The following is a 12,724-nucleotide window of genomic DNA, read 5'->3' on the forward strand; positions in this document are numbered from 1 at the left end:
CCAGGCGATGAAGGCCGCCGGGGCCAGCCAGGCCCAGATCGACCGGTGGGTCGCGAAGGCCAAGCTGAAGGTCCGGCCGCCGGCGGACTTCCTCGTCCACCCCGACAACATCCTCGCCGTCCGCCTGCTGCTCGCCATGCAGACCCAGTGGACCATCCCCTACGCATCGACCTGGACCAAATCCGTCCCCATGCCCACCGGCCTCAAATACGAAGTCCTGGAGACGACGGCCCGCCTGGCGGGCCTGGGCGAGATCTCGCCCGACGACTTCATGCGGCTGCGCATCCTTGAGGCCGAGGTGCTGAACACCTGGTCGGAGGCTCGCCAGTGAGCGGCGGCGCGGATCTCGTCGCGCGCCTGCGCCTTGAGGCCAACGCCGGCAATACGGCGGCGGTGCTCAGCGCCGCCGAGCGCCAGGTCGCCGGCGTCGGGACCGCCGGCTCGAAGGCCGCCGGCGGCCTGCGCCAGGCCGAAACCGCCTCGGCCGACTTCGAACGGTCGGCCTCCAGCGCCGGGCGCGCCAGCCTGTTCTTCGGTTCGGCTCTGGCAGCGATCGGCGGCCGCGAGCTGATCGGCCGCATCAAGGACACCGCCCTGGAGATGGGCGGCATGTCCGCCGGCCTCGCGGCAGTGACCGACGGCTCGCTGGGCGCGGCCGACGCCCAGGCCACCATCCGAGAGCAAGCTTACCAGCTTGGCCTCGTCGTCCGACAACAAACCGAAGGCTATCTTGGCCTCGCGGCGGCGACCAACGGCACGTCGCTGGCGGGTCAAAAGACCAAGGACATCTGGCTGGGTCTCGTGCAGGCCGGCACCGTCCTGAATACCTCGCAGGAAAAGCAAAGCCGCGCCCTGGAAGCGATCGGGCAGCTCGCCGGCAAGGGCGTGGTCAGCCAGGAGGAGCTGCGCCAGCAACTGGCCGAGAGCCTGCCGGGCGCTTACCAGATCGCCGCCCGCTCGATGGGTATGACCACCCAGGCCTTCGGCAAGCTCGTCGACAGCGGCAAGCTGCTGTCGGAGGACTTCCTGCCGAGGTTCGCCGCCCAGCTGCAGAAGGAGTTCGGCTCCAAGCTGGAAGCCCAGCTGACGACACCGCTGGGCCGCGCTCGCGTCGAGCTGGCGAAGTTTGAGAACCTCGGCGACAGCCTTTCGGCCGAGGCCGGGGCCGCCTTCCTGGATGGCCTGGTCGCCGGCGTCACCAATCTCAACGAGGCTCTGGCGTCGGACCAGATCCGCGAGGCCGCCCGCGAGCTGGGCCACGATCTGGGCGAGGCGCTCTCGACGGCGGCAAACGGCGCGGCGTTCCTCGTCGAGCACCTGGACGAGATCAAGACCGTCGCCACCGCCGTCCTCGGCGTGGGTCTCGCCAAATGGCTGATCACCTCGGCCACCGAGGCCAGGGCGGCCGCCGCCGCTTACTTGGCCAAGGGCGTCGCCGCCCGAGAAGCCGCCACCGTGGCGGGCGCGGCGTCGATCGAGGAAGCGGCCGCCGCCGCTACCCTACGCGGCGCGATCGAGGCCGTTGCGCGCGCCGAGCTGGCCCAGGCGACCGCCGCACGCGAGGCGGCGCTGGCCAACGAGCAGGCGGCGGCCGCCGCGTTCAACCGCGCCCGGGTTGAGGCGTCGGCGGCGACCGGCGGTCTGCTGACGGTCTCGAACCGCTCAAAGCTCGCCGCCGCCGAGCGCGAACTGGCGATCGCCCAAACCGCGACCGTCGCCGCTTCGGCGCGGGCCGAGACCGCCGCCGCGACCCTGGCCAAGGCCACCACGCTCGGCGGTGCGGCCGCACAGGGCGCTAAGACCCTTTTCGGCGGCCTGATGGGGCTGCTCGGCGGCCCATGGGGCGTAGCGCTATTGGGCGCCGGTGCAGCCGTCGCCTACGTCGGCAAAGAGATCGCCGAGAGCGAGGCCCGCGCCCGCGAGGCCTACGGCACGCAAACCCAATACGCGGCCTCGATGGCGCAGGCGGCTGAAGCCTTGGGCGACGCCGCTATCAACACGCGTGTGTTCGGCGCTGATACCGCGAACGCCGTAGACCCCACCGACAAGCTCACGAGCTCAACCCGCCAACTGACCGATCAGACCCTCAAGCTGGCCGATGCGCGTCGCCAAGCCGCCTTGGCGGCATTGCAGGAAGCCGATCAGAAGCTGCAGACCGAGCTTAGCGCCCTGGACAAGACGCCGGCGCGGTCGCTGGTGAACGTGCAGACCGGCGTCGGCGTGGACGGGTCGCCCATCTATGGGAAGATCCTCGCCTCGGCGCGTCGCGAGCAGATCAGCGAGGAACGCGCCGCGAACATGTCGGCGCGGATCCAACTGGCGATCGCCAAGCCAGACCCGGCGGCCAAGCCGCCCAAGACCGCCACCGTCACGACCAGCGACAAAGACGTATTGCGCGCGCGAGCCAAGGACGGCGACCTGGAAGCCGCGCGCGTCGCTCAGGAGGAATACACCCGCGCGCTCGTCGCCGGCGGCGTGGCCCTGGACGACTGGAAGGTCAAGGAAGCTGGCCGTCTGGCCGTGGAGCGCCTGGCGCTCGCTGATCGGCCCAAGCTCACCGCCGCCGAGCAGGCGCTGGTCGCCCAGATCCGCAGTCGGGCGGAAGAGACCGAGCGCCTCAAGATCGCCAACGACCGCATCGAGCGCTCGATCGGTCTGACGAAGTCGGCCGAGGCCGACACCAAGGCGCTCGTCGCGCGATCGGCCGCAGCCCTCGCCGGCGAGGCGGCGCTGGAAGACCTTCAGGTCAAGGAAGCGGGGCTGGCGGCGCTGCAGCAGCTGGGCGTCGAGAGCCTGGACGATCTGTCAGGCAAGACGCTGGACTATGCCAAGGCCGCCGTCGCCGCCGCCGAGGCCAAGGAGAAGCAGGCGATCGCGACGGCCAAGGTCGAGCGCGTGGCGGCCCAGATCCGCGACCTGCAGGATCGCACCGCATCCGAGGACGCCTACGCCAAGGCCTTGGCGGGCGGGACCGAGGCGTTGGTCGCCTATCAGCGCCAGGAGTTCGTTCGCCAGGAACTGGACCGCGCCGGCAAGACGCTGACCGCCGACCAGGTCGCCGAGCTGACCAAGAAGGCCGAGGCGCTGTTCGCGGTCCAGGCGGCGGCCGACAGCGCCGCCCTGGACAAGCGCCAGGCCGAAGAACTCAGCCTTGCCCGGCTGAACAACCGCGAGCGCGCCATCGAGGAGCGCTACCTGCAGCGCAAGAGCCTGCTGCTCGCCGCGCATGGCGACCTGACCAGAGAAGAGGTCGAGGCCCGCGCCCGCGCGCTGGCGCTGGCCGACCAGGCGGCCGCCGACGACGCCCAGGCGATCGGCGACCTGAAGGAGAGCCTGCGCCGAACCTTCATCGAGAGCGGCAAGCTGGGCTTCGACGACGTCGGCGACTACGTCGAGCAGCGCCTGCGTGAGGCGGTCTTCAACGCGCTGCTGGCCAAGCCGATCGACATCCTGATCAACGCCGTGGTGGGTTCCGTCTCCGGCGTGAACGGCATCGGCGCGGGGGCGGGCCTTGGCCAACTGGGCGGCGCAACGGGGCTCGCTTCGCTGTTCAACTCCGCCGGAGCGCTGGCTGGGCTTACGACGAGCGCCACGACCGTTGCGACCAGCGTCCTGAGCAAGCTCGGTGTCAGCGGCTGGAACGCCGCGAAGTTCGGAGGCATGGCCGGCGGCGCGATCGGCGGCGCCGGGACCGGCATGTTGGTGTCGTCGGTCGCGGGTCTGCTGGGTCTGAAGCAATCCTCGGGCAACCAGATCGGCGGCACGATCGGTGGCGCGCTCGGCAGCTTCATCCCGATCCCTGGCGGCGCGATCCTGGGCTCGATCGCGGGCAACCTGATCGGCGGCCTGGTCGGCGGCAAGCCCAGCAATCAGGCCGCCGTCTTGACGCTGGACAGCTCGGGCAAGGTGATCTCGACCGACGGGGCCAAGCGCACCGAACAGACGACGGCGGCCGCCCAGCAGATCGCCGACGCCGTCGCCCAGATCCAGACGGCCCTGACCGCCGGCGGCGCGACCCTGACCGCCACGGTCAGCAAGATCGACATCGGCACGCGCGACAAGACGCACCTCAATTTCAGCAACGGCCAGTCGATCGACACGGCCGTGGGCGACGTGTCGGCCGCCATCGAGACCGCCACCAAGACGATCCTGGCCAACGCCAAGTGGGCGACCGAAGCCCAGACGGCCTACGCCCAGAAGCTGCTGGCGGCCGGCGCGACCATCGACCAGGTCGTCGCCTCGATGCAGGTGGCCACCACCTTCGGCGCGTCACTGGACGACGCCATCGCCCAGCTGACCGACCCGGCCGCCTACGCCAAGAAACAGGCGCTGGACGCGATCGACGCCAACTACCAGGCGCTCAAGACGCAGGCCCAGGAGCTGATCGCCGCCGGCCTGGCCACCACCGACGTGCTGGCCAAGATCGACCGCCTGAAGGACCTGCAGGTCGACCAGGCGCTGAAGAACCTGGCCTCGGCCGCCGGCAGCGCGGCCGAAGCCCTGGACCCGGCCGCCTTCAAGCGCTCGATCGAGGACCAGATCGCCCAGCTCCTGGACCCGGTCGCCTATGAGCGGTCCAAGGCCTTGGCCGACATCGAGGCCAATTCCGCGACGCTGAAGGCCCAGGCCCAGGCGCTGGTCGACGCGGGCAAGCTCTCGGCCGACGTCCTGACCCAGCTCGACCAGCTGAAGGGCCTGCAGGTCGCCGACAGCATCAAGAAGCTCGGCGACGCGGCCGGCGATACGGCCAAGGCCCTGCGCGACGCGGCCGACGCCCAGAAGGCCGCCCAGGACTTCGCGGGCTCGATCGACGACGCGATCCTGCAGCTGACCGATCCGATCGCCGCCCGGATCTCGGCGATCCAGCGCGACTACGAGACCAAGGTCGCCCAGGCCCAGACGATGATCGCCGCCGGTCAACTCGGCGCCGACGTCCTGGACCGACTGGCCAACCTTCGCGACCTGCAGATCGACGACGTCCTCTCGTCGCTGGCCGAGAGCGCCCAGCAGGCCACCGACGTGTTCGCCGACGCCCGGCCGAGGCTCCAGTCCTTCCTCGACGGGCTGGCGGTGGGCTCCAACTCGCCCCTGTCGGCCGGCGCCCAGAAGGACGCCGCCCAAGCGACCTATGACCGCCTGCTGGGTCTGGCGCAGAGCGGCAACGCCGACGCGCTCTCTCAGATCACCAGCGCGGCCGACGCGCTGCTGGGCGCGGACCGTAACGCCACGTCCAGCGCTTCCGACCGCCTGGCCCTGTTCAACAAGGTGACCGGTGACATCCAGGGCCTGATCGGCCGATCGGGCGGCGCCGTTCTGGACAAGCCCGAAGTCGTCCAGGCCAAGAAGACCGTCGACCTGCTGACCCAGCTGAAGGACAGCCTGGACCCGGCCAAGATCGCCCAGCGGCCGCCCGCGCCGATCGAGATCAAGGCCTCGCCGTGGGTCCTGGCGCTTCAGAAGGACGCCGCCACCGCTCAGGCCAAGTCGCTCCAGGACGGTGTCGACAAGCTGGCGGCCAAGTCCGACGAGGCCAAGCTCGCCGTCACCGAAGGGCTCGCCAGGGTGCAGGCCGCCGTGTCCAGCGGGCTGGCGGCCATGACCGCGACCTTGGCGGCTGGCCAGCAGGAAACGGCGGCCGCCATCCAGGGCCTCTCCGCCGACGTCGCCGCCAACGCGGCCGAGCAGCGGATGGCCAACGCCTACGCCCAGAGGGCCTACGCCCGATGAGCGACACCGTCATCCTGGTCGAGATCGACGTCACGCCCGCCGCCGGCGGCGCGGTCCAGACGCTGCGGTTTTCGGACCGCGCGATCCGGCCCATGCCGCCCACCGATCCGGATCGCCCGAACACCGTCTGGAGCCCGCGCCTCAACGACGTCCCCTCGATCCGCCGCGCCCTGGTCGACGACATGGCGTCGCTGGCCGCCGGCTGGGGCGTGGGCACGCTGAGCCTGCTCAACGCCGACCAGGCGCTGACCACGCACCGGCTGGACACCTGGGGCGAGATCCGCGTCTACCGCTGGACCGAGGGCACGCCGTTCGCCGCCGCCCACCAGCTCTTCAGCGGCCGGGCGGCCCTGCCGACCTTCGACCGCTCGGCCCGCGCCGCCAACCGGATCGAGGCGTCGTTCGCCGATCCGCGCGTCGAGCTGGACGCGCCGCTGCAGGTCAACCTCTACGCCGGGACCGGCGGCCTGGCCGGCGGCGCCGAGCTGAAGGATCGTCCCAAGCCTTTGGCCTATGGCGACCTGACGACCGCACAGATCCCGGCGCCGAAGGTCAACGTCGCAACCGGCGTCTACCAGCTGCACGACGGCGCGATCGACGCGGTGACCGGCGTCTTCGACCGGGGCGACAACGCCGGCCTGATCAGCGACGGCAACAAGGTCGGCGCGGCGTTCGACGCCTGGGCGCCGGCGGGCGCGCACTACGCCACCGACATCGGCCGCGGACTCGTCAAGATCAACAACAACCCGATCGGCGCGACCACCTTTGGCCTGCGCGGCGAGAGCGGCCCCTACGTGGACACGGCTGGGCCGATCATGGCCCGGCTGCTTGCCCGCCTCGGCGTCCCGGCCGGGCGGATCGGTGCGAGCGTGGCGGCGCTGCCGGCGGCCGCGCCGGTCGGCGTCTTCGATCAGAGCGGCGTCCAGGGCCGCGACGTCCTGGGCCAGCTCGCCCGCTCGGCCCTGGCGGCGCTGCTTCCGGGCCGGGACGGCGTCTGGCAGGCCGTGCGCCTGGCCCCGCCCAAGGCGATCCCCAACTTCACCGTCCTGGAGCAGGACGTCATCGACCTGGCCGAAGATCTCGCGCCGCTTCCGGCCGGTGTGATCCGCGTCGGCTATGACCGGGTGTGGTCGACCTTCAGCGGCGCGGAGATCGCGCCCGCCCTGCTGGGTACGGCGGCCGCCGTCCGCCTCGAGGCGGAGTATCGCTACGCCGTGCTCGAGGACGCGACCGCCAAGGCGCGCGGCCCCGGCGCCTGGCGCACCCTGCAGATCGACACCGCCTTGCGCGCCCAGGCCGACGCCGAGGCGCTGGCCGCGTCGCTGAAGGCGCTCTTTGGCCTGCCGGCGGACGGCGAGCCGCGTCGGCAGTGGAGCCTCGTCGTCGAGGCCACGGACGCTGTCATGGCCGTCCCACTGGGGGCGACCGTGCGCGTGATCTATCCGCCGCTCGGCCTGGACAAGCGCCTGCTGCTGCTGGGCGAGCAGCCCCTGAAGCCGCGCCGCGACCAAACCACCTGGACCTTGTGGGGCTGACATGGCGCTTGGAGCACTCGCCGACATCAACCTGGTCGACGAAGCCGTCCTGAGCGGCGGGACCTGGGCGGCTGGCTTGCCGCTGGCCAACCTGAAGGCGGCGGACTACGTGGCGCGCCCGGCTCGCTGCGAAGACCCTTCGAACCTCGCCAAAAGCCAGTTCCAAGCCCAGCTGGAGTGGCCTCAGAGCGTTTCGCTGGTCGGCGTGGTGTTCCACACGCTCAGCCGGTCGGCCGCCTATCGCCTGACCATCGCAGGGCCGGATCTCGACCTGGGTGCCCCGGTCTATCAGAGCGAATGGACGCCGGTGATCCCGCGTCTTTGGCAGTCGCGAGACCTGCCCTGGGGCTCGCCCAACTGGTGGACCGGCCAACCGCTCGCCCGCGACCTGGATCTCTATCCGCGCAATCTCTGGATCGCGCTGCCCGCGCCGGTGCTGTGTGGCGTGTTGCGCCTGGAGATCGACGACCGCGAGAACCTCGCCGGCTACTTCGACCTGGGCGGCCTCTGGATCGTCGATCCCTGGCGGCCGACCCTCAATTTCGAGCGCGGCCGCGACCTGTCGATCGAGATCCGCTCGCTGGTCGACGAGGCGCCGTCGGGCCGCATCTATGGCGAGACGCGCCGCTCGCGCCGCCAGCTCGCCGTCACCTGGGCCATGCTGACCGCCAACGAGGCCAACCGCCTCTATGACGCGGGCATGCGGGCCGGGACCACCAAGCCCGTCCTCTTCGTGCCCGACCAGGACGACGGCGCCAGCCTCCTGCGTGAGTGCTGGCCCGCCACGTTCGGCGCGCCGCCCGCCCCGAAGTTCGGGTGGGAGGGCCTTCACACCGTTTCCGCGACCTTCCGGGAGATCATCGCATGAGCGCCGCGCGCGACCGCTTGGCTAGCGGCTATTACAACAGCCAGCCCAAGACCGTGGACAACCCCGGCGGCATGGACAACGGCGGGCACGTCCTCAACTTCCCGCTCGCGCTGGACGACCTGGCGACGGTGTTCGACGAGACCGTGGCGGACAACGACGCCACCCAGGCCGCCATCGAGGCCGACAACAACGCCACCCAGGCCGCCATCGAGGCCGACAACGACGTCACGCGCGGCGAGATCGAAGCCTTGCGCGACCAGGTGCAGACCAAGCTGGACGCGGCCGAGGCGGCGCGCGACGTGGCGATTGGCTCGGCAATGGAGGCGGACGGCTCGGCCGCCTTGGCGGAGGCCTCCAAGAACGCAGCTGCGGCGTCGGAGGCGGTCAACAAGCGCGTGGTCGCCAACGCCTTCCCCGATCGCCTCGACGCCACGGGCTCCTGGTTCAGCGAAGCGGCGGTGGGCGACCCCGCCGCCCTGGCCGATCCGACGCCGGCGGCGATCGTCAATGTGGCGGGCTACGGCTTCGAGTACCGGGCGAGCAACGCCCAGGCCACGCTCTACGCCAAGGGTGTGCTGTCGGCCGCAGCGGGCAAGGTCTATGAGATCGAGGCCGAGATCGACCAGGCTGTCGTCGGCGGTGGCGAAACCCCGGCGGCCAGGCTTGGGCTCCAGGGCCTGGACGCCGCCTTCGCCAGCACCGGCGCTCAAGCCGTCAGCGCGCTGGTCGCCACCCCGGCCGGCCCGGTGACCATCGTCCGCGCCCGCTTCGGCTACGCGGCCCCGGCCGGCGGTGTCGCCTGGCCGCAGCCGGGCGTCTCGGTTTGGCTACGCCCCTTCGTGACCTGCAACCGCAAGGCCGACAACAGCGGCCCGGTGACCGCCTGCACAGCCCGGATCCGCCGCCTCACGGTCCGCGACGTGACGGCCGTGGTCGCCGCCGAGATCAAGGCCGCCGAGGCGGCCGCCAGCGCCGCCTCGGTAGCGGTGGCCAGCCAGGCCGACGCCGAAAGCGGCATTGGCCCCGGCCTCATGAGCGCCACCCGCGTCGGGCAGGCCATCGCGGCGCAGGCTCTTTCGGTCGGAGACCTTCGCGACTCGGCCACGCCCCCTGGCGCGCGCTTCTTGCGCTGCGACGGGGCGGTGTACCTGAACTCGGCCTATCCCGGCCTGCGGGCGGCGCTCGGCCCCTATCGCGTGCCTCTGGTCGTCAGGAAGGCCGCCACAGCCCGGCCTCGGATCTGGCGCGAGAACGGGCTTTGGCTCGCCCAGATCCCCGTGGCGGGTGGTTATGAGCTGCACTCCAGCCCCGATCTCGTCACCTGGACGCAACGCGTCAATCCGTTCGGTACTGGGGGCATCCTGAAGATCGTCTACGGCGCTGGGCTTTACCTCGCGCTCGACGAATACGGCTCGACCTGGCGCACCTCTCCGGACCTGACCAACTGGACCACGCGCGCGCTGCCGACCAACGCCTCGACGATCTACGACTTCGCCTGGTCGGGCGTGGAATTCGTGGCTGTTCATAATAACAACGCCGCCTCCCGCTTCTTCTCGCGCTCGCTCGACGGGATCGCCTGGACCGTGTCGGCGACGACCAGCACGTACATGCCTCAATGCGTAGCCTATGGGGCCGGCGGTAAATGGGTGGCGGCCGGCACGGAGGTGTATGTGTCCGCCGACCGTGGCGTCACCTGGACCCTCGGGGCCGCGCTTTCGTTCGGCATCGGGACCCGCGCAGCAGGGAGCGCGGGCGCGGTCGCCTTCATCACCGGCTCAAGCGGCGTCGTCTGGACAACCAACGGCGTGGATTTCTCCGGCCAAGCGCTGCCCCAGCCGCCGCGTGCGATCACCTTCGACGGCGCGGGCTTCGTCATCAGCTCGTCGGCGGGGCTGCGGCGCACCACCGACTTCGTGACCTTTGAGGGGGCGATCGCCACCCCGACCGACGTCGGCGACGCCTTCCATACCGGAACGACTGTCAATGACCCCTACGTCATCGCGACCTCGGCGGGCGTCCAGTCCGGCCTCGATCTGTCCACGACCCAGTTCCAGGTCCCGACGATCGCCGCCGCCACCGCCTACACCTCCGTCTACATCAAGGCCTACTGACCATGCCGATCATCTACGAGTTGGACGCCTTCGGGCAGTGGACCGGCCGGTCCCGCGAAATCGACGAGACCGAAGGCTACGCGCCCAGCTGGACCTTCGCGGAGCCTCCGCCAGCGATCCCGGCCGGGCAAGCGGCCGTATGGATCGCCGGGGGCTGGGTTCTCCGCGTCCAGCCGCTGGACGCCCTGGGACCAGTGCGCTCGGCCGCGCTCGCCCAACTGGCCGACATGCGCTGGCAGGCAACCGAGTTCTTCACTTACGACGGCGTTGCCGCCTGGGCGGACAGCGCGCTGAGCGCGGTGATCGGCTTCGTGGTCGGCGCCCAGATTGCCCCGCCTGACGGCCCCGTAAGCTGGAAGCTCGCCCAGGGCGAATTCCGGTCCTGGAGCCTGGCCCAGGTGACCGCCTACGGCATCGCCATCCGGACACACATTCAGGCTTGCTTCGACGTCGAGGCCGACCTGACCGCCCAAATCCTCGCCGCCGAGAGCGAGCAGGACATCACCGAAATCCTCGCGGCCGCCTCGGCGGCCTGGCCGACCTAAGGAGGGGCACATGGCCAAGTCTCGCATCTTCAGCTTCATGATCGGCGCGCTCCTGGCGATCGCCCTGGGCGACACCGCCCTGGCGGCCGCCAAGATCCGCGTCGAATACGTCCGCCTCAATCGCGGCGGCGACGAGAAGACGCCAGCCACGCAGCTGCTGTCCTCGATCGTCGGCCCGGCGACCACCATCACGGCCGGGGCGACCAGCGTCCAGTCGGGCGCTGCGCCCAGCTTCGCCCCCGATCGCCAGTACAGCGGCGGCGTCTTCGCGCGCATCACGCCGCTCCAGGGCGCGGCCATCGTCCTGGTCGGCGACAACCCGACCGCCAGCGAGACCAGCGGCGTCCGGATCTCTGTCGGTCAGGACCCGATCTATCTGCCGGTCACCGCCGGCCAGAAGGTCGCCGCGATCGAGGCCGGCGACGGCGCGGCCGCGCCGCCGTCCGCGCCCCTGACCTATTCGGTCGCCGCCGGCTCGCCGTTCACGCTGACCAGCGCCTGGACGAAGGTCGTCACGACGACCGCCGCGACTAAGGCCCTGTCGATCAGCGACGTGACCGGCGGCGCCTATGACGTGCGCTGGACCACCGTCGCCGCCGGGGCCGCCGCGCCCAGCAGCGGCGAGCCAGGCCAGAACATCGGCTTTCAGGAAACCTTCCCGTTCGGGGTGCCAATCGGCGACGTCTACCTGCGCTCGGCCTCGGGCGCTCAGGCTTCGGTCTACAAGGGGGACTGACGAATGCGCGCTCTCAAGAACCTGGTCGCGGCGGCCCTGGCGGCCGTCGTCACCTTCGCCGGCCTGGCTGCGCCGCCCTCGGCCCAGGCCGGCAGCCCGCCGCCCAGCAAGCTGGCGATCGCCAGCGTCTCGGCGACCGGGACCGACAGCCTGACCTCCGGAACCGATCAGCTGGTCACGCTCAATCGCGCCCTGCTGTCGTTCGGGGGCTACAGCCTGGCCACTTCGCCAAGCCGCGTCCTGGTTCCGACCGACGGGGCCTATGACATCCGCGGCGTGGTCGAGTTCGCCAGCAACGCGACCGGCCGCCGGACGGTGAAGATCGTCTCGATCGACGCCACGGGCGCCGTCCTGCGCACCCACGAAGTGCGAACCATGGACGCGTCGGCCAACGGTTCGACCCAGGTGGTGGTCTCGACCAAGGCCTATCTGTCGTCAGGCGAGATCCTGGGCCTGGTCGCCAATCAGACCAGTGGCGGTGCGCTCAGCACCGTCGCCGGCGCCAAGCTGACCGTCACCCGCGAAGTGCAGGCGTCGGCCGGCTCAATCGTCGTTCCTGGGCCGATCGCCCTGAAGGCGCGGATGCTGCTGGCCAAGTACCAGGCGGCCCAGCCGATCGGCACGCTGACCGCTCTGCCTACGATCAGCGTGGGCTCGCCGGCCGCCGTCTCGACGCTCAGCGGCGCGACGGCGTCCTCGCCCAACTACCTGGCCACCCTTTCCAGCACTTCGACCTTCACGGCCTCGATCCCGGCGGCGGCGACGTCGACCGCCTCGTCGATCTCCGGCGTGAAGTTCACGCCCGGCGGGACGATCACGGGGACTTTCGCCGTTGGGCAAACCCTCAGCATCCCTGGCGGTGTCGCCGGTACAGTGATCCTCAAGGATAACGGCGACGGCAGCTTCACCGTCTCGGCGTCACAGACCGTTACTTCGGTGGCTATCAAGGCGCTCGGCGAGTTCATGGACGTGACGGCCTTCACCTCGGGCGCGGGGACGCTGGTCAGCGGGACCGGCGTCTCGGGCGGCACGGCGGCGACCGGAACCCAGATCGTGACGCAAACGACCGGTACGCCGGGCGGCGTCGGCCGCTATCGGGTCTCCGTGGCCCAGGAGGCGGCTTCCTCGGCCATGACGGGCAGCACGCCCAACCCGGTGTTCGTCGACCGTGGCGGCCGCCGTTCGGGCGGCAGCGGCTCGGC

8 protein-coding genes are annotated in these 12,724 nt (G+C 70.9%); all 8 read left to right on the forward strand.

All coding sequences use genetic code 11. The features are described 5' to 3' along the window. Positions 1 to 7: 7 nt before the first annotated feature. A complete protein-coding gene (locus tag DI526_RS17325; protein WP_304280639.1) occupies positions 8 to 331 on the forward strand; it encodes a DUF1799 domain-containing protein in 324 nt (107 codons plus the stop codon). Continuing rightward, positions 328 to 5,727, forward strand: a complete 5,400-nt coding sequence (locus tag DI526_RS17330; RefSeq protein WP_304280641.1) for a tape measure protein — start codon at positions 328 to 330, stop codon at positions 5,725 to 5,727. The genes DI526_RS17325 and DI526_RS17330 overlap by 4 nt, the downstream gene beginning before the upstream one ends. After that, positions 5,724 to 7,262 (forward strand): hypothetical protein, encoded by a 1,539-nt coding sequence (locus tag DI526_RS17335; protein ID WP_304280643.1) that lies wholly within the window; start codon positions 5,724 to 5,726, stop codon positions 7,260 to 7,262. Before DI526_RS17330 ends, DI526_RS17335 begins: the two co-directional genes overlap by 4 nt. A 1-nt stretch (position 7,263) precedes the next feature. Continuing rightward, positions 7,264 to 8,130: a hypothetical protein gene (locus DI526_RS17340; RefSeq protein ID WP_304280645.1), complete on the forward strand. Its 867-nt coding sequence runs from the start codon at positions 7,264 to 7,266 to the stop codon at positions 8,128 to 8,130. Next, positions 8,127 to 10,241, forward strand: a complete 2,115-nt coding sequence (locus tag DI526_RS17345) for a hypothetical protein (protein WP_304280647.1) — start codon at positions 8,127 to 8,129, stop codon at positions 10,239 to 10,241. The genes DI526_RS17340 and DI526_RS17345 overlap by 4 nt, the downstream gene beginning before the upstream one ends. 2 nt (positions 10,242 to 10,243) lie before the next feature. Further along, the gene (locus DI526_RS17350; RefSeq protein WP_304280648.1) at positions 10,244 to 10,786 is read left to right on the forward strand and encodes a DUF4376 domain-containing protein; all 543 of its coding nucleotides are present in this window, start codon (positions 10,244 to 10,246) and stop codon (positions 10,784 to 10,786) included. 10 nt (positions 10,787 to 10,796) lie between these two features. Continuing rightward, positions 10,797 to 11,522, forward strand: a complete 726-nt coding sequence (locus DI526_RS17355) for a hypothetical protein (RefSeq protein ID WP_304280649.1) — start codon at positions 10,797 to 10,799, stop codon at positions 11,520 to 11,522. 3 nt (positions 11,523 to 11,525) lie between these two features. Further along, positions 11,526 to 12,724 (forward strand): hypothetical protein (locus tag DI526_RS17360; protein ID WP_304280651.1); only part of this gene is annotated, 1,199 nt, incomplete at its 3' end.

The organism is Caulobacter segnis (assembly GCF_003243465.1).
Classification (GTDB): domain Bacteria; phylum Pseudomonadota; class Alphaproteobacteria; order Caulobacterales; family Caulobacteraceae; genus Caulobacter; species Caulobacter segnis_A.